This window comes from Methylobacterium phyllostachyos (genome assembly GCF_900103445.1).
Lineage (GTDB): Bacteria > Pseudomonadota > Alphaproteobacteria > Rhizobiales > Beijerinckiaceae > Methylobacterium > Methylobacterium phyllostachyos.
This window is the reverse complement of the sequence record NZ_FNHS01000007.1, coordinates 208,608-232,276: the sequence shown is the minus strand read 5'-3', so window position 1 is coordinate 232,276 and position 23,669 is coordinate 208,608. Positions and strand designations below refer to the sequence as shown.

The 23,669-nt window shown below is 70.9% G+C and carries 24 protein-coding genes and 1 riboswitch; of the genes, 10 read left to right on the top strand and 14 right to left on the bottom strand.

Going from position 1 to position 23,669, the window contains the following annotated elements:
• Positions 1-116 precede the first annotated feature (116 nt).
• Together BLQ49_RS13335 and hisG are read left to right on the top strand one after the other, a co-directional pair.
• Positions 117-1,256, top strand: coding sequence for an ATP phosphoribosyltransferase regulatory subunit (locus BLQ49_RS13335; RefSeq protein ID WP_091716490.1), 1,140 nt, complete (start codon positions 117-119; stop codon positions 1,254-1,256).
• Positions 1,253-2,233, top strand: a complete 981-nt coding sequence (hisG, locus tag BLQ49_RS13330; protein WP_091716391.1) for an ATP phosphoribosyltransferase — start codon at positions 1,253-1,255, stop codon at positions 2,231-2,233. The genes BLQ49_RS13335 and hisG overlap by 4 nt, the downstream gene beginning before the upstream one ends.
• 55 nt (positions 2,234-2,288) lie before the next feature.
• Here the strand turns inward: hisG and BLQ49_RS13325 are convergent, their stop codons facing one another.
• From BLQ49_RS13325 to BLQ49_RS13315, 3 genes are all read right to left on the bottom strand, one after another.
• Positions 2,289-2,636 (bottom strand): lysozyme inhibitor LprI family protein, encoded by a 348-nt coding sequence (locus tag BLQ49_RS13325; protein WP_091716390.1) that lies wholly within the window; start codon positions 2,634-2,636, stop codon positions 2,289-2,291.
• A gap of 84 nt (positions 2,637-2,720) precedes the next feature.
• Positions 2,721-3,152, bottom strand: coding sequence for a protoporphyrinogen oxidase HemJ (gene hemJ / locus BLQ49_RS13320; protein WP_091716389.1), 432 nt, complete (start codon positions 3,150-3,152; stop codon positions 2,721-2,723).
• A 10-nt stretch (positions 3,153-3,162) separates the two neighbouring features.
• Positions 3,163-4,299: a uroporphyrinogen decarboxylase gene (locus BLQ49_RS13315; RefSeq protein ID WP_091716388.1), complete on the bottom strand. Its 1,137-nt coding sequence runs from the start codon at positions 4,297-4,299 to the stop codon at positions 3,163-3,165.
• A 461-nt stretch (positions 4,300-4,760) separates the two neighbouring features.
• Here BLQ49_RS13315 and BLQ49_RS13310 point away from each other — a divergent pair, with 461 nt between their 5' ends.
• Entirely contained in the window at positions 4,761-5,591 is an 831-nt protein-coding gene (locus tag BLQ49_RS13310) for a pyruvate, water dikinase regulatory protein (RefSeq protein ID WP_091716387.1), read from the top strand.
• Between the two features lie 135 nt (positions 5,592-5,726).
• Here BLQ49_RS13310 and crcB read toward each other — a convergent pair whose 3' ends face one another.
• The 10 genes from crcB to BLQ49_RS13260 all read right to left on the bottom strand — a co-directional run bounded on the left by crcB (position 5,727) and on the right by BLQ49_RS13260 (position 14,794).
• On the bottom strand, positions 5,727-6,116 hold the full coding sequence (gene crcB, locus BLQ49_RS13305) for a fluoride efflux transporter CrcB (protein WP_091716386.1): 390 nt from the start codon (positions 6,114-6,116) through the stop codon (positions 5,727-5,729).
• A gap of 83 nt (positions 6,117-6,199) precedes the next feature.
• Positions 6,200-6,272, bottom strand: a riboswitch (Fluoride riboswitch).
• Positions 6,273-6,320: 48 nt separating this feature from the next.
• The gene (locus tag BLQ49_RS13300; RefSeq protein WP_091716385.1) at positions 6,321-6,830 is read right to left on the bottom strand and encodes a hypothetical protein; all 510 of its coding nucleotides are present in this window, start codon (positions 6,828-6,830) and stop codon (positions 6,321-6,323) included.
• A 176-nt stretch (positions 6,831-7,006) separates the two neighbouring features.
• Positions 7,007-7,432 carry a lanmodulin LanM gene (lanM, locus tag BLQ49_RS13295; RefSeq protein WP_091716384.1) on the bottom strand — a complete coding sequence of 142 codons (426 nt, stop codon included), beginning with the start codon at positions 7,430-7,432 and terminating at the stop codon, positions 7,007-7,009.
• Between the two features lie 120 nt (positions 7,433-7,552).
• On the bottom strand, positions 7,553-8,830 hold the full coding sequence (locus BLQ49_RS13290) for a hypothetical protein (protein ID WP_425283997.1): 1,278 nt from the start codon (positions 8,828-8,830) through the stop codon (positions 7,553-7,555).
• A gap of 185 nt (positions 8,831-9,015) precedes the next feature.
• The gene (locus BLQ49_RS13285) at positions 9,016-9,936 is read right to left on the bottom strand and encodes a tetratricopeptide repeat protein (RefSeq protein ID WP_091716383.1); all 921 of its coding nucleotides are present in this window, start codon (positions 9,934-9,936) and stop codon (positions 9,016-9,018) included.
• Complete coding sequence (locus tag BLQ49_RS13280) at positions 9,936-10,865, bottom strand: VWA domain-containing protein (protein ID WP_091716382.1); 930 nt, start codon at positions 10,863-10,865, stop codon at positions 9,936-9,938. The genes BLQ49_RS13285 and BLQ49_RS13280 overlap by 1 nt, the downstream gene beginning before the upstream one ends.
• Before the next feature lie 277 nt (positions 10,866-11,142).
• Positions 11,143-12,177 (bottom strand): VWA domain-containing protein, encoded by a 1,035-nt coding sequence (locus BLQ49_RS13275; RefSeq protein ID WP_244507575.1) that lies wholly within the window; start codon positions 12,175-12,177, stop codon positions 11,143-11,145.
• Positions 12,174-12,650 carry a DUF4381 domain-containing protein gene (locus tag BLQ49_RS13270; RefSeq protein WP_091716381.1) on the bottom strand — a complete coding sequence of 159 codons (477 nt, stop codon included), beginning with the start codon at positions 12,648-12,650 and terminating at the stop codon, positions 12,174-12,176. Before BLQ49_RS13270 ends, BLQ49_RS13275 begins: the two co-directional genes overlap by 4 nt.
• A 27-nt stretch (positions 12,651-12,677) precedes the next feature.
• Positions 12,678-13,541: a DUF58 domain-containing protein gene (locus BLQ49_RS13265; protein WP_208859052.1), complete on the bottom strand. Its 864-nt coding sequence runs from the start codon at positions 13,539-13,541 to the stop codon at positions 12,678-12,680.
• A gap of 251 nt (positions 13,542-13,792) precedes the next feature.
• The gene (locus BLQ49_RS13260) at positions 13,793-14,794 is read right to left on the bottom strand and encodes an AAA family ATPase (protein WP_091716380.1); all 1,002 of its coding nucleotides are present in this window, start codon (positions 14,792-14,794) and stop codon (positions 13,793-13,795) included.
• A 217-nt stretch (positions 14,795-15,011) separates the two neighbouring features.
• Between BLQ49_RS13260 and BLQ49_RS13255 the strand changes: the two genes are divergently transcribed.
• The 3 genes from BLQ49_RS13255 (at position 15,012) to BLQ49_RS13245 (ending at position 19,452) form a co-directional block, all read left to right on the top strand.
• On the top strand, positions 15,012-15,722 hold the full coding sequence (locus BLQ49_RS13255) for an MgtC/SapB family protein (protein WP_091716379.1): 711 nt from the start codon (positions 15,012-15,014) through the stop codon (positions 15,720-15,722).
• A 138-nt stretch (positions 15,723-15,860) separates the two neighbouring features.
• On the top strand, positions 15,861-18,569 hold the full coding sequence (locus BLQ49_RS13250) for a PAS domain S-box protein (protein ID WP_091716378.1): 2,709 nt from the start codon (positions 15,861-15,863) through the stop codon (positions 18,567-18,569).
• A gap of 196 nt (positions 18,570-18,765) precedes the next feature.
• Positions 18,766-19,452 carry an SDR family oxidoreductase gene (locus tag BLQ49_RS13245; protein WP_091716377.1) on the top strand — a complete coding sequence of 229 codons (687 nt, stop codon included), beginning with the start codon at positions 18,766-18,768 and terminating at the stop codon, positions 19,450-19,452.
• Positions 19,453-19,458: 6 nt separating this feature from the next.
• On the opposite strand, the gene BLQ49_RS13240 is transcribed toward BLQ49_RS13245, so the two are convergent.
• The gene (locus BLQ49_RS13240) at positions 19,459-19,791 is read right to left on the bottom strand and encodes a hypothetical protein (protein ID WP_244507574.1); all 333 of its coding nucleotides are present in this window, start codon (positions 19,789-19,791) and stop codon (positions 19,459-19,461) included.
• A gap of 284 nt (positions 19,792-20,075) precedes the next feature.
• Here BLQ49_RS13240 and BLQ49_RS13235 point away from each other — a divergent pair, with 284 nt between their 5' ends.
• The 4 genes from BLQ49_RS13235 (at position 20,076) to rnhA (ending at position 23,593) form a co-directional block, all read left to right on the top strand.
• On the top strand, positions 20,076-20,921 hold the full coding sequence (locus BLQ49_RS13235; protein ID WP_091716375.1) for a C40 family peptidase: 846 nt from the start codon (positions 20,076-20,078) through the stop codon (positions 20,919-20,921).
• Positions 20,922-21,042: 121 nt separating this feature from the next.
• Complete coding sequence (gene ispH, locus BLQ49_RS13230) at positions 21,043-22,044, top strand: 4-hydroxy-3-methylbut-2-enyl diphosphate reductase (protein WP_091716374.1); 1,002 nt, start codon at positions 21,043-21,045, stop codon at positions 22,042-22,044.
• Positions 22,045-22,134: 90 nt separating this feature from the next.
• Entirely contained in the window at positions 22,135-23,100 is a 966-nt protein-coding gene (locus BLQ49_RS13225; RefSeq protein WP_091716373.1) for a homoserine kinase, read from the top strand.
• Positions 23,101-23,107: 7 nt separating this feature from the next.
• Positions 23,108-23,593, top strand: a complete 486-nt coding sequence (gene rnhA / locus BLQ49_RS13220; RefSeq protein ID WP_244507573.1) for a ribonuclease HI — start codon at positions 23,108-23,110, stop codon at positions 23,591-23,593.
• Positions 23,594-23,669: the final 76 nt, after the last annotated feature.

Here is a 23,669-nt window from a genome sequence, read left to right as displayed (position 1 = left end):
AGCACCGGGGATCTCCACCGGTGGTCGCCCAGATGTGGGGCGTGCCGCCCCCCGCTATCGGCCACGGTCGCCAAGCCCGGCCGCGGTTGCTACAGAGCGCCCGCGAGGTGGACACGATGACACGACCGGAGGCAGGCGAGACGGGGGCGGGGGATGCGGCGCGCGCGCGGCTCTCCGCCCATCTGAATGCGGCGGGCTATCGGCCGGTGACGCCGCCGGTGCTGCAGCCGCTGGAGCCGTTCCTGGAACTGTCCGGCGAGGATATCCGCCGCCGGATCTTCGTGACCCAGGATGCGGGTGGGGCCGAGCTGTGCCTGCGGCCGGAATTCACGATCCCCGTCTGCCGCCTGCACCGATCGCAAGCCGACGGGCAGGCGGCCGATTACAGCTATTGCGGCCCGGTCTTCCGGCTCGCCGCCGACGAGCCCGACGAGTTCTTCCAGGCCGGGATCGAGTCGATCGGGCGGACCGACACGCCGGCCGCGGATGCCGAGGTGCTGGGCCTCGCCCTCGAAGGCCTTGCGCTGTTCGGCCGGCATGATCCGGCGGTCCGGCTCGGCGACATGGGCCTGACCGTGGCGCTCCTCGACGGGCTTGCGGTCCCGCCCGCGGCCAAGCGCCGGACGCTCCGGGCTCTGGCCGCCGGGCGCTCCCTCGATGCCGTGACCAACGGCGCCGGCGCGCGGCCCGAGGATCCACATGCCGGCCTGCTGGCGGCGATCCAGGGCCAGGATCCGCGCGGGGTGCGCGCCTTCGTGGAGGACGTTCTGGCGATCGCCGGGATCTCGGCGGTGGGTGGACGCAGCGCCGGCGAGATCGCCGAGCGCTTCCTCGCCAAGGCGGCCGCCCAGGCCCATGGCGGGGCCGGGCTCAACGCCGAGAACCGCGCCGTGCTCGACCGCTACCGCGCGATCGCCGGCCATCCGGACGCGGCGGCGCGCGACCTGCGGGCGCTGGTCGCCGAGGCGAATATCCGCCACGACGCCCTCTCGGCCGCCCTCGACCTGTTCGAGGAGCGCACCGGGTTCATCGCCGCCCGCGGCCTGCCGATCGAGCGGTTCCGGTTCCAGGGGGGCTTTGCCCGCAACCTCGACTACTACACCGGCTTCATCTTCGAGGTGGCCGAACCCGACGGGCCGATCCTGGTCGGCGGCGGGCGCTACGACGGCCTGCTCGGCCATCTCGGCAGCCCGGTGCCCCTGCCGGCCGTCGGCTGCACCTTCTGGATCGAACGTGTGGCGGGAGCCGGACGATGAGCTCTTCCGAACCCCTGATCCTGGCCGTCCCGTCCAAGGGCCGGCTTCAGGAGAACGCCAACGCGTTCTTCGGCCGGGCCGGGCTGAAGCTCGCGCAGGGCGCGGGCGCCCGCGACTACCGCGGCAAGCTTTTGGGCGTGCCGGATGTCGAGGTGCGCTACCTCTCGGCCTCCGAGATCGCCGCGCAGCTCGCCTCGGGGGCCGCCCATCTTGGGGTGACCGGCGAAGACCTGATCCGCGAGACCCTGCCGGACGTGCGCGATCAGGTGGAGTTGTTGACGCCGCTCGGCTTCGGCAACGCCACCGTGGTGGTGGCGGTGCCCCAGGCCTGGATCGACGTGCGTGACATGTCGGACCTCGACGAGGTCGCGGCGGGGATGCGCGCCCGCCACGGGCGGCGCCTGCGGGTCGCCACCAAATACGTGAACCTGACCCGCCGGTTCTTCGCCGAGAAGGGCGTGGCCGATTACCGGATCGTCGAGAGCCTGGGCGCCACCGAGGGGGCGCCAGCCGCAGGCTCGGCCGAGATCGTGGTCGACATCACCACCACGGGGGCGACACTCTCGGCCAACGCCCTGAAGATCCTGGAGGACGGCATCATCCTGCGCTCGGAGGCGAATCTCGTCGCCTCCCTGAAGGCGCCCTGGGGTGAGGGCCAGCGGGCGGCCCTGCGCACCGTGCTCGGCCGAATCGCCGCCGAGGAGCGCGCCCGGACGACCCGGGAGGTGCGCGCCGCCCTGCCGGAGAGCGGCACGATCGACCTCGCCACTCTGGCGGGCCTGCACGAGGCGGAACTGCCCTACGGCGCCCCGCGGGGACCCGAGGGCGAGATCGTGCTGCGCTGCCCGGAGGGCTCGGTGTTCGAGCTGGCCGGCGCGCTGGTCGAGGCCGGGGCGCGGGCCGTGACGGTGCGGCGGGTGGATTACGCCTTCGCGGCCGAGAACCCCCTGGCGGAGCGGCTGCTGGCGCGGTTGTGAGAGGGTTCGGACCTTCTGGATCGCGAAGATCGCCAGTCCGGCGGGGAGCCGTCGTTTACTGCGGCCCCTGCTTGGCGAATTCCGACAGCACCGCGCGCAGTACCTTCAGTCGCGCGTCGTAGGTGGCCGTCAGGCAGGCCACGTCGGCGCCGCAGGTCCGGCGCTCCTTGAGCCACGCCTCCTGATCCTCGCGCAGCTTCGTCTGGCCGCCCATCGGCAGCACAGCCTTCAGGATCTCGAACCGGGTCGCCATCTCGACGTCCCGGTCGTTGAGGGGGAGATGCGCGCAGATCGCCTTCTCGTCGGGCGCCTCGGCCTTGTCGCAGGGGAAGCTCGCCGCGTGGGCGGACGGGCTGAAGCCCAGGAGGGTCAGGGCCAGGGCGGTGGAAAGGCGCTTCGACATGGCCTCAGAACGAGCCGCCCCGCGAAAAGCTCCCAAGGCCACGCCGGCGTGGTGAATCCGGCCCGGGATCACAGGATCCCCGGATCAAAGGCCCGGCTTGACGATCGCCAGGATGACGATGCCGATCATCAGGAGCGTCGGCACCTCGTTGAGGATCCGGTAGAACCGAGGCGCGCGGGTGTTCCGGTCGGCGGCAAAATCCTTGATCATCCGGGCGAGCCAGCCGTGGATGCCCGACATCGCCAGCACCAGCACGAACTTCGCCTGCAGCCACGGGGCCGCGTAGTAGCCGCTCATCCAGGCAAGGCTCAGCCCGAACACCCAGGTGGCGATCATGGCCGGAGTCATGATCGCCTTGAGGAGCCGGCGCTCCATCACCTTGAAGGTCGCCGACTGCACCTCCGAGCCCGCCGGCAGGCCGGCATGGTAGACGAACAGCCGCGGCAGGTAGAGCATCCCCGCCATCCAGGCGATCAGGCTGATGACGTGGAGGGCCTTGATCCAGTCGTACAGCACGCGCTTGGCCTCAGCTCTGCCCGCGCAGCCGGGCGAGCATCCGCTCGACATGGGCGACCGGCGTCTGCGGCGTGATGCCGTGGCCGAGATTAAAGATGTGCGGCAGGCCGGCCGTCGCCGCCAGCACGGCATCGACCGCCGCGTCGAGGGCCGGGCCGCCCTCGATCAGCGTGTCGGGATGTAGGTTGCCCTGCGTCACCGTCGAGGCTGGGACCCGGCCGCGCAGGGCCTTCAGGTCCACGCCCCAATCGACCCCGACGGCGTCGGCGCCGGTCTCGGGCACCACCCGGGCATGGCCGTCGAGCCCCGAGCCGCGGGCGAACACGATGATCTTCGCCCCCGGCACCCGGGCGCGGACGCCCGCGATCATCCGGGCGATGGGTTGGAGCGACCAGCGGGTGAGGGCGTCGGCGGCGGGCGCGTCCGGCAGGGCGCTCTCGGCGACGTCGCCCACCGGCTCGACCACCCCGCCGGCGGCCGGCACGGCCTGCGGCAGGGTGCCGGCATGGGATTCGAAGATCTGCACGGCATCGGCGCCGGCCTCGAGCTGGCGCACGAGGTAGTCGGTCTGCACCGTGACGAGCCGGTCGATCAGGGTATCGACCAGCGCGGTATCGCCCTCGGCGAGCGCCCGCGCGGGGGCGAGGTCCGGGGTGCCGCGGCCGCCGATCATGTAGCTCGCCACCGTCCAGGGGGCGCCGCAGAAGCCGAGCAAAGTGGTCTCGCCGGGCAGTTCGGAGCGCAGCCGCTTCACCGTCTCGAAGACCGGCGCGAGATGATCCATCACCGCCGGGTCACCGGCCTCGCGCAATCGCGAAAAGTTGTCCCGTCCGTCGAGCGGGTCGAGCCGCGGCCCCTCGCCCTCCACGAAGCGCACGTCCTGGCCGAGCGCGTGGGGGATGACGAGGATGTCCGAGAACAGGATCGCGGCGTCGAAGCCGAAGCGCCGGATCGGCTGGAGGGTGACCTCGACGGCGAAGTCCGGGCTGTAGCAGAGGTCGAGGAACGAGCCGGCTTCCGCCCGGGTCGCCCGGTATTCCGGCAGATAGCGGCCGGCTTGGCGCATCATCCAGGCGGGGGGTGGCCCGATGGCCTCTCCCTCGAGGACACGCAGGACCTTGCGCTCCCCCTTCGGCGTCCCCGTCATCTGCGCTCCACCCCGTTTGCCCCACCCCGCATGCCCGTCGGCGCGCCTCCTGTCGAGTCGAGGCACGCCGATCCCCACACAGGCCCCTTCGAAAAGAAAAGAGAGATTCTAGGACTCTGTTTTTTCTATTGGGGGCCTGAGATTCGGGGTCACAAACGGGTCCACAGGCCGTCCCCGCCGCCGCGCCGTTAACGAGGCTTTAAAGGATTTGCTCCATCTTGAGGGAAGCGGATGGTCCATCAGCGGCTTGGCAACGCCGAGTCCTGTGCGCACCCCGATTGCGTCCCGGATTCTCCCACGGGCCCGGATTCTCACGCGGCCAATCAACGGCCTGTGAACGGCGGAGTCGATAACCGGACATCGCCTGACGCTGGACCGGCCCGGCGGGGCATCCTATCCACACTCATCGACTCCCCTGGCGGCCGGCGGTGGACAACCTGGGCCTCGCGAAAGGCGTCCGGATGGGCCGCAGCTATTTCCATCTCCACCTCGTCTCCGACTCGACCGGCGAGACGCTGATCAATGTCGGCCGGGCGGCCGCCGCCCAGTACGAGGGCGTCTCGGCGATCGAGCACGTCTATCCCCTCGTGCGCTCGGCCGCGCAGCTCGACCGGGTGATCTCGGAGATCCGGGCGGCGCCGGGCCTCGTGCTCTACACGCTGGTGGGCGGGGACCTCGGCGAGCGGCTGGAGGAGGTCGCCCGGGAGACCGGTTCGCCCTGCCTGTCGGTGCTGCGGCCGGTCCACGACCTGCTGCGCGCCTATCTCGGCGCCGAGACCACGGCCCGGCCGGGCGCCCAGCACATGCTGAACGCCGAGTATTTCAAGCGCATCGACGCGATGAACTTCACGCTGGCCCACGACGACGGCAACCTGCCGGAGGATCTGGAGGAGGCCGACGTGATCCTGCTCGGGGTCAGCCGGACCTCGAAGACGCCGACCTCGATCTACCTCGCCAACCGCGGCCTCAAGACCACGAACCTGCCGCTGGTCCCCGGCATGCCGCTGCCGCCGGCGATCGAGCGCGCCCGCAAGCCCCTGGTGGTCGGCCTGTTCGCCTCGCCGGAGCGGATCGTGCAGATCCGGCAGAACCGGCTGTCCAGCCTCAACGCCGACGAGTCGTCGCTCTACGTCGACCGCTCCGCGGTGGCCGACGAGATCACGATGTCGCGCCGGCTGTTCACCAAGAACCGCTGGCCGACAATCGATGTCACCCGCCGCTCGATCGAGGAGACCGCGGCCGCGATCGTCGATCTCTACCGCGACCACCGCCTGAAATTCATCGCGGACTAGGTCCGGGGATCCCAAAGGGCTCAGCCCTTTGGCGGGGTCCAGGGGCAGCGCCCCTGAGGCACCGGGCGAAGCCCCGCAGCAGGGTTCTGCCCTGCACCCGCAAAAGGTCGAAGACCTTTTGAAACCGGGACTTTTTCAGCTGCCACTCAGGACCGCCCGGACCAGAGCGAGGCCCGCCACCAAGCCTAGAAGGCCGGCCGCGACCGAGGCCAGCACGTAGAGGGCGGCCGTGGCGGTCTCGCCGCGCTCGTACAGGCTGATCGCGTCGAGCGAGAAGGTCGAGAAGGTGGTGAAGCCGCCGAGCATCCCGGTGGTTAGGAACAGCCGCGCCGGGTGACCGGCGGCACCCCGCAGGGCGAAGGCCTCGGCGAGCACGCCCATCAGGAACGAGCCCAGCACGTTGATGATCAGCGTGGCCAGGGGAAAGCCGAGGCCTGGCATCAGCCGCGATACCGCGACGTTGACGCCGTGGCGTGCCCCGCCGCCGAGCCCGGCTCCGAGGATGACGATGAGGGTGTTGATCATGCCTGCCCTTCCTGTTCGGTCGGGCGGCGTCGCGCGTCGCGGCTTCGGCGCACGGCCCCACCGCGGACGGCGGAACGCGCGCCCGTGCGGTAGGAGCCATCAGCCCGGCTTGGCGCGGCCGGGCGGTTGTCGGGGAGCTCCATCCCCATCGGCGACAGGCTTAGCGCAGGATCGCCGACAGGGGAATCCGGTTTTGCGGGCTCGTCACCGGGCGAAGGCGAAATGGCTGCGCTGCTCGATCTGGGCGGCGTAGAAATCCTCCACCACCTCGCGGACCACCTCGGCCAGCTCATCGCCCCGGTGCTCGTCGAGCTGGATGTCGCTGCCGACCGTCCGGCCGCTGGCGCAGCGCCCCGCACCGGGCATGAGCCGCTCGTTGTAGCGCTGGTTCAGGCCCGAGACCGAGATGAAGTTGCTGCCGCCGAGTTCCGGCCCGTACGTGATCTTGATCTTCTGCTCAGCCTCGGTCCCGCGCAGCTGCGCGCACAGGCTGATGAAGTTATCCTGATCGATCTTGGCCTCGAGGCCCGTGATGCTGCCGTGGACATTGTCCTCCTCGTTGAGCACCTCGGCCATGAGGTTCAGGACACCCATCACCGGCTGCAGCGCCCGGGTGCCTTCTTCGAGAAGTTTCTTACGGAAATCGTTGCTCCGGGCGTCGGCCTCCTGCAGCCGCGCGCGGAACCTGTCCTTGACGTCGATCGCGCGTGGCATCGCGCTCCTCCCTGTTGGTTCATCCGGTTCTTGCCCGACCGGATACTAGGAACCTATGGAGGTGACTCAGATGATGCAAGATCGTGCAAAATATTGATGCCTGCCCAGATCTTGAGCCATTGCACAGGAATAATACTTGCCCAGGAACTGTGCAATGGCCCGCGATCAGGTCGGCCTCACTTGAGGAGCTGCAGCAGGCTCCGTCCGGCCGGGGTCTTGAGTTCCTTGGCGTCGAGCTTGCCGTCGTTATCGGGATCGGCCGCCTTGAAGCGTTGCTCGACCAGGGCGAGGTATTCCTTGCGGTCGAGGGTTCCGTCCGCATCGGTGTCGGCGGCCTTGAGGTCCTTCTTGCTGAGCCGGCCCTTCAGCTCCTTGGCGTCGACGGTGCCGTCCTTGTCCTTCTCGGCACTGTCGAAGACCTTCCCGGCGGCCGCCTGAGCCTCGGCGAGGTCGATGGTGCCGTCATTATCGGTGTCGACCATCTTCAGCGTGCGCTCGGCGCCGGCGGACCGGGCGGAGGCCGCGACCGGAAGCGCTGCCGGCAGGACCAGGGCGGCACTGAGCGCCGCGGCGAGGACGGGTCGGGTCAGGATCGTGGGCATGTCGGAAGGGTCTCCATAGCGATCGGAACCGGCGACTCAAATCATGATTGTACGCGCCGTTCCCGGACCGCCCTTCACAAGGCGAGGATCGATGAACCCTTTGCGACGGAGCGGCTGCGCTCAGCGGGCCGGTCCGTCGAGGGGCGCCAGCCGGTCCGGGCCGGGCGCCGCGGCCACCGGTTGGGCGCGCGATAGGGCGCGGGCCAGAGCCGGCAGGTCCGGACCGGCCGCACCCGAGGCGCCGAACACCGACCGGTCGAGATCCGCGAAGGCGGCGGCGAGGTCGGGCCGCGCCCGCCAGATCCGGGCGAGTTCCGGCGCCTCGCGCAAAGCCACGTCGAGGGCGGCGCGGAACCCGGCCGGGTCCTGGGCGCGGGCCGCCGCCCACAGGCGGCGCCGGGTCGGTGCGGACAGCCGCAGGGTCGGCCGGCCGAGGCCGAAGCCGATCAGCGCCAGCCCGAGCCCGAAGGCGGCGAGCGCCGCGGCGGCGACCGTGAGCGGGGCGGGGATCGGCGGGGGCGCCCGGTCGGTCTCGCGGTCGGGCAGGCCGCCGCCGATCTGCCGCGCCGGGATCTCGGTCTCGCGCATCGTGCGGGTGTTGGTGTCGAACCAGGGGATCGCGATCGCGTCGAGGGGGATGATCTCCGGCACGCCGGGCTTCACATCCCACTGATAGGTGGCCCGCGCCACGGGGCCCGAGGGCGTCAGCAGGGTCTCGCGGGTGACGGGCCCTGCGAAGGTGATGATGCCGCGGGTGCGCATCACCGGACGGGGCGGCAGGCCCTCGGCCACCATGCCCTGGGCCTCCAGGGTGACGATCCGGCGGGCGGTCTCGCCGACCTTGATGGTCTCGGGGTCCGGGCTCCAGGAATCCGTGATTGCCACATCCTTGGCGGGCAGCCACCAGGGCTCCTTGGCGTCCGGGCCGCCGGTGGGGGCAGTCCATTGTGCCACCGGGAACGGGATCGGTTGCGAGCGCACCTCGACCACTCGGCGCTCGCCGACATCGTTGACGGTGAGCTTGTGGGTGAATGGCTCGATGGTGAACTGCCCGGCATGGTGCGGGAAGATCGCCACGGTGCGGTCGAATGCGATGGCGCTCTGGCCGTCGGGGAGCTTGGCCTTGCTCCAATGGTCGCGGCCGAGCTGGGTCCAGGAGAAGTTGGCGAGCGACGGCTGCACCACCTCCTCCAGCAGGATCGGCTGCTTGTAGACCCCGTGGATCTTCAACAGCACCATCTCGCGGGGGAAGGGGGCGCTGTTGCCGTTCAGCTCCGCAGTGACCGTGAGGGTGAGGTCGCCGGGTTCGATCTCGGCATGGGCGGGGAGGGGGGTGAGGGCGAGGAACAGGACGAGGTGCCAGACGCGCGTCCCCCTCCAATGCGCAAGGGCTCCGATGTTCGCATGTCGTCGGCCGTTGGGCTCTCTCCTCCCCCTTGTGGGGAGGAGCCGGAGGTGGGGGTGGTGCAGGATCGCGCGTGGCGGTGTCTTCTGCACCACCCCCACCCCTGACCCCTCCCCGCAAGGGGGAGGGGATTGGCGCATCTCGGCAAGGGTACGCCGACCCGAAACCCCAAAAAGCATCACCACGGGTTGCTCCCAGCGGGAATCGCGGTGCCGGCTTCGACCCGGCGGGTCTGCTCGGCACGCAGGCGCAGCTTGAGATAGCGGCCCGGATCGTCCGGTAGGGTCTGGAGCCAGAGCCGGTCCGGGCGGATCTCGTGGGCCTCAAAACTCTTGGTCACCCGGCGGACCTCGCGTTCGGGGGCCTCGGCCACCATGGCGGAGCCGCCCCCGGTCCGGCCGCGGCCGGCCGCATCGCCGGCCGAGCCCCGGGCCTGGCCCTTGCCGGTGTCGATCGATTGCTGCTCGGCCTTGCCGCGGCGGGCGACCTTGCTGTTGCCGGGGAGCGACGCGCTGGCGTTCGACTCCTTGTTGCCGGCCAGACCCTCGCCGCTGGAGGCGGCATTGATGTCGTTGTTCTGGTCCTGGTTGCTGGTGTTGTTGTAGCGGGCGCCGTACTGGGCGGTGCCGTTGGCGATGCCGCCGCCGGGGCCGCGGTCGATCACCTCGGCGCGCATCCGGGCGATCAGCGAGCGGTTGGCCTGGGCGTCGGCGTCCCGGGGGTTGAAGTGCAGGGCCTCGTCGTAGGCGGCGAGCGCCCCGTCGAGGTCACCGGCCTTGGCGAGCGCGTTGCCGAGGTTGTAGCTCGCCCGGCGGCCACCGGCGCGGAACAGCGCGATCGCCGCGTCATAGTGGCCGGCCTCGTAGAGGGCGGCGGCGCGCCAGGCCGGGTCGGTGAAGACATCGGCGGCGAGCCCCGGCAGGCCGATGCCCATCAGAAGGCGCCCGAACCCGGTGCGGGGCTGCGAGACGGCGAGCAGCGCAAGGAGACCGAGGCCGGCGAGTGCCAGACCGGCGAGCCGGGCGAGCCGCCGCCAGCGCGGCGGCAGGCCAGCCCGGAGCGGGGCGGCGAAGCCCGTATCGGGGAGGGTGAGCCGCATCACGCGCTCCTGCGAAACAGGACCAGGGCCGGCACGGCGGCGAGCAGCAGCAGCCAGCGCCCGAGATCCGCGTAGGCCAGCACGCCGTAGCCGCCCGCCGCGAGGTGCTGGGCCAAGCCGGCGCCGACCGCATCGAGCACCGGGCCGGGCGTCGCGATATCGGCCACCGTGCCGCCGCCGGCCCGGGCGAGGGCGTCGAGGGCGGCCCGGTCGGGCTTCGGGGCGTTCGCTGGCAGCGGCTTGTCGGCGGGGACGAACAGGGCCTGGAGCCGCCAGCCTTGTGCGGCGATGGCATGGGCTTCCCGCGTGGCGGCCTCGCCGATGCCGTCGCCATCGCTGATCAGCACCACGTCGGCCGACACCACGTTGGCCTCCGCGAGGGTGCGGCGGGCGAGCGCCAGCCCGCGCTCGGGGTGGGAGCCGCGATCCGGCACCGTGTCGGCGTCGAGCGCGAACAGGGTGGTGCCGAGGCTGTCGCGATCGGTGGTGGGCGAGGCGGCGAGGTAGGCGTCGCCCGCGTAGACCACCAGGGCGACCGCCCGGGTTCCGGCGGCCTCGGCGACCGCGGCGGCGGCCTGCCGGACCCCCTGGAGGTTGCCGCCCTCCGCGACCGAACGCGAGAGGTCGACGACGATCACGGTCTCGTCGAGATTGCGGAAGGTGCGCCCATCCGCCCGCTCCACGGCGGGCCCGGTCAGCGCCAGGGCGATCAGCCCGGCGGCCAGCGCGGCGGCGAGGTTCGCCTGCCGGCGTCCGCCCAGCACCGCGCCGGTGCGGGCGAGGTGGGCCATCAGCGCCGGATCCACCGCCCGGACCCAGTCGCCGAGCGGCGCCGAGCGGGATGCGGCGCGGAGCGCCAGCAGGACGACGACGGGGATCGCCAGGAACCACCAGGGGCGCAGGAGCGCGACGGCGTCGAGGGCGCTCATTGGGCTGACCCGGAGAAGGCGCGCGCGCTCCCTCCCCCCTCTGCGGGGGAGGGTGGCCCCCGAAGGGGGTCGGGAGAGGGGAGCGACGGTGCAGAATTGGGCTGTGTCCGTCGTGCAGGAAGCGGTTCTTCCCGAAACGTCGCTCCCCTCTCCCGACCCCTGCTGACGCAGGGGCCACCCTCCCCCGCACAGGGGGGAGGGAGGGGCGCGCGGCGCCGGTCGTCGCCCTTATCGATCCAGGGACGCGCCGGAGCCGGGACTTCAAACGCCGCACCCATCACGCCCCCCTCCGGCTGGCGAGCAACGCGGCGGCACTCAGCAGCGCCAGGGCGGCCGGCCAGGGCCAGAGGTCCCGGCGCAGCGGCAGGGGTGGGGCGAGGGCGCGGCCGCCCTCCAGCCGGTCGATCGCGTCGGCGACCTTGATGAGATCGTCGGTGGTGCGCACCCGGAACGCCTCGCCGCCGCTGGCCTGCGCCATGTCGCGCAGGGTCTCGGTGTCGACCACGTCCTGCTCGCCGTCGGCGTCGGCCATGTCGCGGGGGCCGAGCGCGATCGTGTAGACCTTGATGCCCAGCTCCTTGGCGAGGTCGGCGACATCCTTGGGGGCGGTCTGGCCGGCATTGTTGGCGCCGTCCGAGAGCAGGATCACGGCCTTCGCGGCCTTGCCGCCCGCGGGGTTGGACGCGGCGTCGCCCCCGGCGTCCCGCGGGTCCAGCCGCCGCAGGGCCAGGCCGAGCCCGTCGCCGATGCCGGTGGAGCGGCCGCTGATGCCGATCGTCGCCTCGTCCAGCGCGCGGGCGACCGCCGCGGTGTCGAAGCTCGGGGCGGCGGCCACGTAGGCCTGATCGGCGAAGATCACGAGGCCGATCCGGTCCCCGGCGCGGCGCCGGATGAAGTCGGTGCCCACGCGCTTGACCGCGGTGAGACGGGTCACGGTCTCGCCGTCGAGGGCGAAGTCGCGCCGCTCCATGGAGCCCGAGAGATCCATGGCGATCATGATCTCGCGGCCGGAGGCCGGCAGCGCGGTTGCCGGCATGACGAGGCGCGGGCCGCTGAGCGCCACCACGAGGGCGATCCAGAGCGTCCAGGTCAGGGCGGCCCGGCGCCGGCCGCGGGCGGCGAGATCGGCGCCGGAGCGTCCCGCACCCACCAGCGTGCCAGGGACGCGCAGCGCCCCGCTGCCGCCCTCGGGCTCGGCCGGGATCAGGCGGGCGGCCAGCAGCGGCAGCGGCAGGGCCAGGAGCGCCCAGGGCGCGGCGAGGTCGAAGGCCGACAGGAGAGCGCTGAGCCAAGCGGGCAGGAAGGCGCTCATGCCCGCACGTGCCCGATCAGGCGGCCGAGTTCGGCGTCCAGGGCGTCGAGGTCCGGCGCCTGCCGGCGGTACAGGCCGTCGGCCAGCACCCGCCCGGCGCCCCGCGTGAAGAAATCGGTCTTGAACAGTTCGTCGAGGCGGGCCGCCCAATCCGCACCGGTCACCTGGGTTTCGGCGTCGCCCGCGAGCGTCCGGCCGAGGCGGCGCAGCAGGCGGGCCTGGGCCAGGAGGCGCGCCTCCGGATCGAGGCCGCGGCTTCGGGCGAGTTCGGCGAGCGCCGCCCGGCGCACCGTGGCCCGCGTCCGGCCGCGCCAATAGCGGATGAGCCCCACCAGCAGGGCGGCGCAGAAGCCCAGAAGGGCCGCCGCGACGATTTCACCCTGCATGGCCCCCGCGGCGCCGCCCGGCAGATGGAGGCCGCGGAGCTGATCGAGGCCGAGGGGTGTCTCGGTGGGTATCGTGGCGGGGTTCATCGCCGTGTCCCTGGCGGCGACCCGGCCTCACAGCACCGCATCGAGGCGCTCCATCAGCGGCGCGTAGGCTTCCGGCCCGGTCTCGACATCGAGGCGCACGCCCGCGATGCCCCGGTGCGCGTAATCGGCGAGCCGGGCCTCGGCCTGTCCGGTGGCCGTCGTGGCCGGCAGCGCGGTTCCGCGGTGCCCGTCCGCCAGCGCGAAGGGGTAGTAGCCCGGCGGCCGGGCGCGCTCGAAGGCGTCGCTCACCAGGATCAGCCGGATGGCGATCCGCTCGGCCAGCAGGGTCAGGAGGTCATCGAAGCCGGGGCCCGGATCATCCAGGGCGCTCGCGATGACGACGTGGCCCCCGGCGGGGAGCAGGCTGCGGGCGAGGCCGAGCGTCGCCTCGAGGGGCGGCTCCGGCGCGGCGCGGGCGCTCGAGACCGTCCCCAGGGCCTCCGCATGGGCCTGCGCGAGGGCACCGGTCACCGCGATCATGGCGCGCTCGCCGCCCGCCGGCCGCAGCACCGTGGGGGCACCGGCCGACGCCACCGCGAGGCCGACCCGGCCGCCATCGGCCGCGACCCGCCAGCCGAGCAGCGCCAGGGCCTCGGCGGCGGCCACCGAACGCAGGGTCCGGCGGGTGCCGAACAGCATGGAGGGCCGGAAATCGGCGAGCAGCACCACGGCGCGGTCGCGCTCGTCGTGATGGGTGCGCACGTGGAGCTGCCCGGTCCGGGCGGTGGCGTTGCGGTCGATGAAGCGGCGGTCGTCCCCCTCCGACCAGAGGCGGACATCCTCCGGCTCGGAACCGCGGCCGCGACGGCGGGTGACGATGCCGCCGGGCAGGCCCGCCAGCGTTCGCGTCGCGGGCGCGGAGCCCCGGCGGGCGAGGTGGCGCAGGCCCATCAGGGCCTCGCCGGAGAGGTGGATGCCGCCGTCGGCGCTGCCTCTCCCTCCCCCCTCTGCGGGGGAGGGTGGGCCTCGCGTCAGCGAGGGTCGGGAGAGGGGAACCCGGCTTTCGGAAGGGGCGCGACCGTCATGAAGGCCGACGCTCAAACCCGCCCCGTCGCTCCCCTCTCCCCCCCTGCTCCGCAGGGTACCCTCCCCCGCGGAGGGGGGAGGGGGGGCGCGGCGCGGGATCTTCAGCCCGAACACCGTCAGAGCGCCCGCACCCGCTGCACCAGCTCGCCGACGAGCCCCCGGGCGGTCTTGCCCTCGGCGGCGGCCCGCCAGGTCAGGCCGATCCGGTGGGAGAGGGCGTCGCGGGCGAGTTCGGTGACGTCCTCAGGGATCACGTGGTCCCGGCCCCGCAGCCAGGCCCGGGCCTTGCCGGCCATCATCAGCGCCAGGGTGCCGCGCGGGGAGGCCGGGTGCTCGATCATGGCGCGCAGGTCCGGCGCCGCCGCATCGGTGCGGGTCGCCGCCACCAGCCGGACGAGATAATCCTTCAACGCCGGCGACACGTAGGTGGCGAGCGCCGCCTCCCGGGCCGCGCGCACGTCGGCGAGCGACAGGCGCACCGGCATCGCCTCGATATGATGCGTGATCTCGCCCTCCACGAGGTCGAGGATCGCCCGCTCGGTCTCAGCATCGGGCATCTCGACCACGACGTGCAGGAGGAAGCGGTCGAGCTGCGCCTCGGGCAGCGGGAAGGTGCCGGCATGCTCGATCGGGTTCTGGGTCGCCACGACCATGAAGGGGTCGGAGAGCCGGTGCGTCGCCCCCGAGACCGTCACCTGCCCCTCGCCCATGGATTCGAGCAGCGCCGACTGCACCTTCGGCGGCGCGCGGTTGACCTCGTCCACCAGCACGAGGGCGTGGAACAGGGGGCCGGGCAGGAACTCGAAGGTGCCGCTATCCTGGCGCCACACGGTGGTGCCGGTCAGATCCGCCGGCATCAGGTCCGGCGTGCACTGGATGCGCGCGAAGGAGCCGTCGAGCCCGTCGGCGAGGCGCTTGACCGCGCGGGTCTTGGCCAGACCCGGCGCGCCCTCGATCAGCAGGTGCCCGCCGGTGAGGAGCCCGATCAGCAGGCGCTCGACCAGGCCGGCGCTGCCGATCAGGCCGCGTTCCAGCCCCTCGCGGAGCGCCATGACGCGGCCGTGCAGGGCCGCATCCGGGATGGTCTCGGGTCGGCGTTCGGCGAGGGCGCCGCTCATGCGCGGACAAGTCCTGCGCGGGCCGGGGCCGCATGGGCTTTGTCCTGCATCCTGCACGTCTCCTCGGCCGGGTCCCGAATTCTTAAAGGATCCTCAGGCTTGTGCCGGTGTGCCCGCTGCCCGGTGCGGCCGTCAATCCCGGTTCAGACCTGCTTTCGGGCCGGGGCCGGGCCATGGTGTCACGGTTTCGTCACCGCCCTGCTCTCAAGAACCGCCGATGACCAGCTACGCCGCTCTCCCTGAAGAAGCGAAATCCGCGATCGGCCTGCTCGTGGCCTTCGTGCTCGGCACGATCATCGGGGCCGAGCGGCAGTACCGGCAGCGCACCGCGGGCCTGCGCACGGCGGTGCTGGTGGCGGTGGGTGCTTCGGCCTTCGTCGATCTCGGCATGCGGCTGACCGGGCCGGACGGCGGGGTCCGCACGGTGGCGTACGTGATCTCCGGCATCGGCTTCCTCGGAGCCGGCGTGATCATGAAGGAGGGGATGAACGTCCGCGGCCTCAACACGGCCGCGACCCTGTGGTGCTCGGCCGCTGTCGGGGCGTTCTGCGGCGCCGACCTGCCGCTCGAGGCGGTGTTCGTGATGGTGACGGTCCTGGCCTGCAACACGGCGCTCCGGCCGCTGGTGAACGCCATCAACCGCGCGCCGATCCGCGAATCCTCCACCGAGGCGACCTACGAGGTCCAGGTCACCACCGCGCCCGGTGAGGCCGGCCCGGCGCAGGACCTGCTGGTGGAGCTTCTGGAGGCGGCCAACTACCCGGTCAGCAGCGTCGAGGTGGAGGAGCGCGGCGAAACCGCGATCGACGTGGTGGCGACGCTGACGGCGAGCGCCGTGAAGGCCGAGGAACTCGACGCCGTGACCAACGAGCTGGCGCGGGCTCCCGGCATCCGCCACGCCACGTGGTCGGTCCAGACGGCGGATTGATTTTTTTCGGGGTAGAGCCCGGTTCGCCTGGGGGTATCAGGACTCCTGGCGATCCAACCCAGCTGCCCGGCAACTGCAGCGCGGGGTGGATAGTGGCCTTTAAGGTGACTACCCAAAGCGGCCGTGCGTTCATGCGGCATGGACCAGACCGCCGAAATCGCTGACCTGAAACGTCGCCTCATCGAGAGCGAGACGCGGCACCGCCTCCTGATCGGGGAATGGGCGCAGGCGGAGTGGGAGACGGATGCCGATGGCGTCGTCGTCGCCGATAGCCCGAGCTGGCGGGCATACACGGGCCAAACCGTCGACGCGTGGCTCGGCAAAGGCTGGCTCGACGCGATCCATCCCGACGACCGCGCTTTCGCCGAGCGTCAGTGGTGGGAGGCCATCGCGGCTCGCCGCATCGTGGATGCCGAGTTCCGCCTTCGCGCGCCGGATGGCGGGTGGCGTTGGACCAACGTTCGCGCGGTGCCTTTGCGCGATGCGCAGGGCAATATCGAGAAATGGGCCGGCCTGAACATCGACATCGATGCGCGCAAGCGAGCCGAGCTGGCGCTGCGGAGGAGCGAGGGGCGGCTGCGCGCCCTGTTCGAGTCCATCGACGAGGGCTACTCCGAGATGCAGGTCATTCTCGACGGGGAAGGCCGTGTCGTCGATTGGCTTCATCTGGCCCTGAACGGCAACTTCAGCCGGGTCACCGGCATCCCCGACATCACCGGGCGCCATGCGAGCGAAGTCTTTCCGAACTTGGAGGGAGAGTGGTTCAGGCGGATGGACCTCGCCTATCGCACCGGCGAACCACAGCGTTTCGAAACCGAGTTGGCGGAGCTGGGTCGCTGGTTCGACAACTACATCACCCGCTTGGGCGGCGAAGACGATGACCGGGTACTGGGGGTCTTCGGCGACATCACTGAGCGCAAGTTGGCGGAGCGGACGCTGCGCGAGAGCGAGGAGCGGCAGGCGTTTCTTCTGGCGCTGAGCGACGCGATGCGGCCGATCAGAAACCCGGTCGCGATCCAGCACACCGCCACACGGATGCTCGGCGAACACCTCGGAGCGAGCCGCGTCTTCTACGTGACCGTCGAGGATGACGGCGATACGGCAGACATCCTAGCCGACTACACGAATGGTGTTCCGAGTCGGGTCGGTCGGTACTCGCTCGCGACCTTCTCGTTGCACGGGCTCGGCGAGTGGCGCGCCGGACGGACGGCCAGTACCAGCGATGTCGACACCGATCCGCGCTACAGCGAGGCCGCACGAAAATCCTATGCCTCGGTGTCGACGCGAGCCGGGTTCGGGGTTCCCTTGATCAAGGACGGGCGACTGGTGGCGATCCTGGGCGTCAACCAGTCGACCCCTCGGCATTGGTCCGAGCAGGATCTGACCTTGACTGCCGAGGTTGCCGAGCGGACCTGGGCCGCTGTCGAGCGCGCCCGCGCCGAAGCCGCGCTGCAGGAGAGCGAGGAGCGGTTCGCGCAGTTCGCCGCGTCCTCGGCCGACGCACTCTGGATCCGGGATGCGGCGACCTTGGCGATGGAGTACGCCAGTCCTGCCATCGAGACGATCTACGGCGTGCCACCAAAAACCATCCTCGGGGATGTCAGGCAGTGGGCTGCCCTCATCGTGCCTGACGACCGCGACAGTGCCTTCCGGCAGCTCGAACGGGCTCAGCGCGGTGAAACGGTCGTGCATGAGTTCCGCATCCAGCGGCCGTCGGATGGTCGCTTTCGCTGGATCAGCAACACCGACTTCCCGCTTCACGACGCGGAGGGCCGGATCCAGCGCATCGGCGGCATCGCCCATGACGTGACCGAGGCCAAGCTCGCCATCGGGCACTCGGCGGTGCTGCTCGCCGAACTGCAGCACCGGGTGCGCAACATCATGGGCATGATCCGCTCCATGGCCAACCGCACCGCACCCGGTGCCTCGGACGTCGCGGATTACCGTGCGCTTCTGGAAGGGCGGTTGCTCGCGCTCGCCCGTGTGCAAGCCCTGCTCACGCGGGAGGCCAATGCCGGCGGCTCGCTCAAGGACATCATCGAAAGCGAGGTTGCGGCTCAAGCTCATCAGGGCGGGCAATATGCGCTGATCGGACCGGACGTCACACTCGCGCCCAAGGCCGTCGAGGTGCTGACGCTGGCCTTCCACGAGCTTTCGACCAACGCCCTCAAGTACGGTGCCCTGTCCGTCCCCGAGGGCCGCCTGACGGTGAGTTGGACGTCCAGCGAGAAGCGCGGAAAACCGTGGTTGGCGCTCGACTGGATTGAGGAAGGCGCGCCGCTACGCGAGCCTTCGACGCGTCGCGGCTTCGGCAGCGAGTTGATCGAGGGCCGTATCCCCTACGAACTGGGCGGCCAGGGGAAGATCACGATCTGCGCGGAGGGTGCGCGGTGCCACCTGGAGTTTCCCTCGCAGGGCGGTGAGAGCATATTAGAGACCGACGCGCCGCAGCCGACGGCCGTCTTCGGAGGAACGCTCGACATGGCCGGAGCCCCTGACCTGACGGGCCGCAGGGTCCTCGTCGTCGAGGACGATTACTACATGGCCTCCGACACCGCGGCGGCCCTGCGGGGTGCGGGCGCCGCGGTGCTCGGTCCTTGTCCGAACGAGAAGGCGACGCGAGAGCTGCTCGAAGATGAGGCGCCGACCCATGCAGTGCTGGACCTGAACCTGGGCGGAGAGGGGCCCCGTTTCGAGATCGCAAACCTGCTGAAGGCGCGCGGCGTGCCCTTCGTGTTCCTCACGGGCTACGATCCGGACGTGATCCCGCCCAACCTGGCGGATGTGGTGCGGCTGCAGAAGCCACTGCCGTTCCGCGACGTCATCGAGGCGGTGGGCCAGCTCTAGGCTCAAAGGGGCTGCCGAGAAGCAGACCCTTCTGGGACCGCAGAAGGGTCGAGCGTGGACGCGACGGCGACGTCCGCTCCAGTGGATCCGCTGTCCAGACGCGGACGGGCAGAAAACCACCCAACGCGGACCCTCACCCGGTCATGAAACCACGGGACCCAATGAAGCCTTATCAGGCCGATCCCGGAGACCGACCATGACCCAATCCCAGAAGAACGCGCTGATCGTCGGGGCCTCGCGGGGCCTGGGGCTCGGCCTCGTCGAGACGTTTCTGGCGCGGGGCTGGCGCGTCACCGCGACCCAGCGCAGCCCGTCCCCCGATCTCGCCCGGCTCGACGCACAATCCTTGCGCATCGAGACCGCCGACATCGACGACGAGGCGAGCGTCGTCGCCCTGCACGACCGTCTGGCCTCCGAGCGGTTCGATCTGATCTTCGTGGTGGCCGGCGTCGCCACGCAGGCGCACGATCCCGTGCATGCGGTGCCGCGGGAGGTGGCCGCGCAGGTCTTCCTCACCAACGCGGTCAGCCCGATTCGCTTCGCGGAAGCGTTTCTGGATCGCCTTGCCCCCGGCGGCAGCATCGCGCTGATGAGCTCGATCCTCGGTAGCGTCAGCCTCAACGAGTCGGGCGGCTGGGAGACTTATCGGGCCAGCAAGGCGGCGCTCAACACCTTGGCGCGCAGCTTCGAGATCCGCCACCGGGCCGAAAATATCTCGGTGCTGATCCTGCACCCGGGCTGGGTGCGCACCGACATGGGCGGACAAGAGGCCGATATCGACGTCGCCACCAGCGTCACGGGCCTCGCCGACGTGATCGAGGCCCAGCTCGGCCGGCCGGGCGCCCAGTATCTCGATTACCGGGGCGAGACGCTGGCCTGGTAGGGCCGGTCAGCGCGAGGGCGCGAGGGGCCGGGAGCGGCGCTCGATCACCACGGTCGGGCGGGTGCGCCGCTCCACGACAACGGTGCGCGGCGCGCGGCTCGGGCTGGCCTGGGTCAGGATCCGCTCGGGCACGCGCTCGGGCTTCGCCGTCTTGGCCGCCAGGACATGGGGGCGGACCTCATCGACGGCCAAGCCCATCAGGCCGGCGGCGATCTCGGCCTGCTGCTCGACATCGTCGGCAAGGTCCTGGGCGGCCGCGACCGCCTCGGTGATCGTCGGCGGCTCGCGGCGCACCCGGATCGGCGGCAGGTCGGCGAAGCTCTTCTGCGTCTTCTTCACGGGGCGACTCGCAGTCTTCATGGGACAGACATAGCGCCTTCCGTCCCGGTTGTGCAGTGCATCAAAAACGTTTGACCGCCGCCGCGGACGCATGCCTGACGGGTCGTTTCCGCCGCCGCGCACAGGCTAGCAGCGGCGGCGAGGACGCGAACCCGTCGCCTCCGACTCGTTTCCCGCCGGCGACCGCGTGCGACATAGACGCGCATTCGTGCACGCACAATGGTTTCTTGCGCCCGGCGCGAAGCCGCAACCCATCGTGAAGGCAGCTGTGATAGCGTCGCCTCATGACCGAGACCCTCGATCCGCGGCTGACCCCCGCCCGCGCCGACATCGCCGATGAGCGCCTGCGCGGCCGGGTCGAGGCCACCCGCTTCGTGGCGGGCAGCCCCCGCCGGGTCACGGCCGCCTCGGCCCCCCTGCGGCGTGAGCCCTCTCCGGTGGCCGGGCTCGACACGGAGGCGCTGCTCGGCGATGCCGTCACCCTCTACGACACGGCGGACGGTTTCGCCTTCGTGCAGCTCGCCCGCGACGGCTATGTCGGCTACCTGCCCGCCGACAGCCTTGGCCCGGCCGGGCCGGAGCCGACCCACCGGGTCACGGCCCTGCGCACCTTCCTGTACCCGGAACCCGACCTGAAGCGGCCGGTCCTGGCCCATCTGAGCCTCGGCGCACGACTCGTCGTGACCGGGGAATCGGGCGCTTACCTAGAGACGCACGGCGGCTACGTGTTCGCCCGCCACTGCGCCCCGGTGGCGGAGCACGCACCGGATTACGCCGCCACCGCGATGCGCCTTGTCGGGACGCCCTACCTCTGGGGCGGCCGGACAACGCTTGGGCTCGACTGTTCCGGCCTCGCCCAGCTCTGCCTCGACATGGCGGGCCTGCCCTGCCCACGCGACGCCGACATGCAGGAGCGCGCCCTCGGGACAGCGCTGCCGCTCGATGTCGCGGGCCTGCGCCGGGGCGATTTCGTATTCTGGCGCGGCCATATGGGGCTGATGCTCGATGCCGAGACGCTGATCCACGCCAACGGCCACCACATGGCGGTGGCGGTGGAGCCCCTGGCCGAGGCCGTGGAGCGGATCCAGGCCCACAGCTACGGGGCGGTCACGGGGCTCCGGCGCCTGTAAAACGACACGGGTCCAAACCGCGCGGTAATCGTGCTACACGTGGGTCCCGCCTCCGTCGCACGGTCCGGTTCCACCACTTGGCCTGTTGACAGGATAGCCCCGCCCTCGCCACATCCCCTGCATGACCGCTACGATCACGCCCTCCGAGCCCGTCGCGAGTGCCTCCGGCAAGCCGCCGCTGGAGATCCTGCTCTGCGCCCCACGCGGCTTCTGCGCCGGGGTGGTGCGGGCCATCGACGTGGTGGAACGAGCCCTCGCCATCTACGGGCCGCCCGTCTACGTCCGTCACGAGATCGTCCACAACAAGTACGTGGTCGAGAGCCTGAAGCGGAAGGGCGCCGTGTTCGTCCGCGAACTCGACGAGGTGCCGGATAGCGGCGCCCCGGTGATTTTTTCCGCCCACGGCGTGGCGAAGACGGTACCGGCGAACGCCGATTCGCGTGGGCTCACCACGATCGACGCCACCTGCCCGCTGGTGACCAAAGTCCACCGCGAGGCCGAGATCCATCACAAGCGCGGCCGCCACGTGCTGCTGGTCGGCCATTCCGGTCACCCGGAGGTGGTGGGCACGATGGGCCAATTGCCCAAGGGCTCGATCACCCTGGTTGAGGATCTCGACCAGATCGCCGCCCTGAACCCCGAGAATCCCAACAATCTCGCCTGGGTGACCCAGACGACCCTGTCGGTGGACGACACCCGGCACATCGTCGAGGCGCTCAAGCAGAAATTCCCGGCCATCACCGGGCCGCACAAGGACGACATCTGCTACGCCACCACCAACCGCCAGGAGGCGGTGAAGCAGGTGGCGCCGCTGGTCGATGCGCTGATCGTGGTCGGCTCCTCGAACTCCTCGAACTCGCAGCGCCTGCGCGAGGTCGCCGAGCGGGTCGGCTGCCCGATCACCCGCCTCGTGCTGCGCGCCGAGGAGATCGACTGGCCGGCCTTCGAGGGTATCCGCAAGCTCGGCCTCACCGCCGGCGCCTCGGCCCCCGAGGTGCTGGTCGAGGAAATCATCGACGCCTTCGCGGCCCGCTACGACGTGATCGTCGATACGGTCTCGACCGTGATCGAGGACATGGTGTTCCCGCTGCCGCGGGAGCTGCGCAGCGAGGCCGCCGAGTAGGCAGCCTGGACACAGACGCAGCAGGTCTTATGCAGGGGCGCTTCGGCGCCCCTCGTCGTATCGAAGTTCCAAAATTCAGAGCGCGAACACGTGGCCGTCTACACCGAGGTATCCGACGCGGCGCTCGCCGACTTCCTATCGGCTTACGCGATCGGCAGCCTGCTCTCCTTCAAGGGCATCGCCGAAGGCGTCGAGAACTCGAATTTCTTTCTTCATACCACCGACGGCTCCTACATCCTGACGCTCTACGAGAAGCGGGTGCGGGAAGCCGACCTGCCGTTCTTCATCGGGCTGATGGAGCATCTCTCGGCCCGCGGCCTGGCCTGCCCGCAGCCCGTGCGGGACCGGACCGGCCAGGCCCTCGGGCAGCTCTGCGGCCGGCCCGCCGCCATCGTCAGTTTCCTGGAGGGCGTCTCGGTCAAGGCGCCGGGCGTCGAGCATTGCCGGGAACTCGGCCGGGCGCTGGCCGCGCTCCACGCTGCCGGCCGTGACTTCCCGATGGTACGGGAGAACAATCTTTCGGTGTCGTCCTGGCGGCCGCTCTTCGTGCAGGCCGAGGCCCAGGCGGACTCGGTCGAGCCCGGCCTCGCCGAGCGCACCCGGGCCGACCTCGCCGTCCTGGAAGCGCATTGGCCGAAAGACCTGCCGGGCGGCGTGATCCACGCGGATCTCTTCACCGACAACGTGTTCTTCATCGGTGACGCCCTGTCGGGCCTGATCGACTTCTACTTCGCCTGCACGGATGCCTTCGCGTACGACATCGCGGTCTGCCTCAACGCGTGGTGCTTCGACCCCGACGGCACCTTCCACCGGGACATGGCAACAGCCCTGTTTGCCGGCTACGAGGCGGTGCGTCCGCTGGAACCCACCGAGGTCGCGGCCCTGCCGATCCTGTGCCGGGGCGCGGCACTCCGCTTCATGCTGACCCGGCTGGTCGACTGGCTGAACGTGCCCCCCGGCGCCCTGGTGAAGCCGAAGGATCCGCGGGAATTCGACCGTCGGCTCACCTTCCACCGGCAGGCGAAGGACGTACGGGATTACGGGCGGCAGGGCTGAAAACCGGATGAGCACCGAGATGACCGGGCCGGATACCGAGTCCGCGGCCGAGCCGACGCGGGTCAAGATATACACCGACGGCGCCTGCTCGGGGAATCCCGGGCCCGGGGGCTGGGGTGCGATCCTGATCTTCGGCGAGACCCGAAAGGAACTGTCCGGCGGCGAGGCCCACACCACCAACAACCGGATGGAGATCCTGGCGGCGATCGAGGCGCTGGAGGCGCTGAAGCGCCCCTGCCGGGTCGACCTGTTCACGGACTCTCAGTACCTGCGCCAGGGCGTGACCAGCTGGATCCATAATTGGAAGGCCCGGGGCTGGCGCACGGCCGACAAGAAGCCCGTGAAGAACGAGGACCTCTGGCGCCGCATCGACGCCGCCCGAGAGCGCCACGACGTGGCGTGGCACTGGGTGAAGGGTCATGCCAGCGACCCGCTCAACAATCGGGTGGACGCGCTGGCGGTGGCCGCGATGCTGCCGTTCAAGCGGCGGTGAGGGCGGGTTCGGCATCGAAACTCGCAAGACGCCCGGTCACCGGACGTCCTTCGACGACATAGCCGGTGCCGCAGGC

What these genes read in the sequence shown, in the direction of transcription:
- BLQ49_RS13315 (WP_091716388.1), bottom strand. Translation starts at nt 4,299, where the DNA reads ATGACGGGGACGCCGAAGGGGGAGCGCAAGGTCCTGCGTGTCCTCGAG.
- BLQ49_RS13300 (WP_091716385.1), bottom strand. Translation starts at nt 6,830, where the DNA reads ATGCCACGCGCGATCGACGTCAAGGACAGGTTCCGCGCGCGGCTGCAG.
- BLQ49_RS13235 (WP_091716375.1), top strand. Translation starts at nt 20,076, where the DNA reads ATGACCGAGACCCTCGATCCGCGGCTGACCCCCGCCCGCGCCGACATC.
- BLQ49_RS13325 (WP_091716390.1), bottom strand. Translation starts at nt 2,636, where the DNA reads ATGTCGAAGCGCCTTTCCACCGCCCTGGCCCTGACCCTCCTGGGCTTC.
- BLQ49_RS13250 (WP_091716378.1), top strand. Translation starts at nt 15,861, where the DNA reads ATGGACCAGACCGCCGAAATCGCTGACCTGAAACGTCGCCTCATCGAG.
- lanM (WP_091716384.1), bottom strand. Translation starts at nt 7,432, where the DNA reads ATGCCCACGATCCTGACCCGACCCGTCCTCGCCGCGGCGCTCAGTGCC.
- BLQ49_RS13260 (WP_091716380.1), bottom strand. Translation starts at nt 14,794, where the DNA reads ATGAGCGGCGCCCTCGCCGAACGCCGACCCGAGACCATCCCGGATGCG.
- BLQ49_RS13255 (WP_091716379.1), top strand. Translation starts at nt 15,012, where the DNA reads ATGACCAGCTACGCCGCTCTCCCTGAAGAAGCGAAATCCGCGATCGGC.
- hisG (WP_091716391.1), top strand. Translation starts at nt 1,253, where the DNA reads ATGAGCTCTTCCGAACCCCTGATCCTGGCCGTCCCGTCCAAGGGCCGG.
- BLQ49_RS13280 (WP_091716382.1), bottom strand. Translation starts at nt 10,865, where the DNA reads ATGAGCGCCCTCGACGCCGTCGCGCTCCTGCGCCCCTGGTGGTTCCTG.
- BLQ49_RS13335 (WP_091716490.1), top strand. Translation starts at nt 117, where the DNA reads ATGACACGACCGGAGGCAGGCGAGACGGGGGCGGGGGATGCGGCGCGC.
- rnhA (WP_244507573.1), top strand. Translation starts at nt 23,108, where the DNA reads ATGAGCACCGAGATGACCGGGCCGGATACCGAGTCCGCGGCCGAGCCG.
- BLQ49_RS13310 (WP_091716387.1), top strand. Translation starts at nt 4,761, where the DNA reads ATGGGCCGCAGCTATTTCCATCTCCACCTCGTCTCCGACTCGACCGGC.
- crcB (WP_091716386.1), bottom strand. Translation starts at nt 6,116, where the DNA reads ATGATCAACACCCTCATCGTCATCCTCGGAGCCGGGCTCGGCGGCGGG.
- BLQ49_RS13270 (WP_091716381.1), bottom strand. Translation starts at nt 12,650, where the DNA reads ATGAACCCCGCCACGATACCCACCGAGACACCCCTCGGCCTCGATCAG.
- ispH (WP_091716374.1), top strand. Translation starts at nt 21,043, where the DNA reads ATGACCGCTACGATCACGCCCTCCGAGCCCGTCGCGAGTGCCTCCGGC.
- BLQ49_RS13285 (WP_091716383.1), bottom strand. Translation starts at nt 9,936, where the DNA reads ATGCGGCTCACCCTCCCCGATACGGGCTTCGCCGCCCCGCTCCGGGCT.
- BLQ49_RS13265 (WP_208859052.1), bottom strand. Translation starts at nt 13,541, where the DNA reads ATGGGCCTGCGCCACCTCGCCCGCCGGGGCTCCGCGCCCGCGACGCGA.
- BLQ49_RS13275 (WP_244507575.1), bottom strand. Translation starts at nt 12,177, where the DNA reads ATGAGCGCCTTCCTGCCCGCTTGGCTCAGCGCTCTCCTGTCGGCCTTC.
- BLQ49_RS13245 (WP_091716377.1), top strand. Translation starts at nt 18,766, where the DNA reads ATGACCCAATCCCAGAAGAACGCGCTGATCGTCGGGGCCTCGCGGGGC.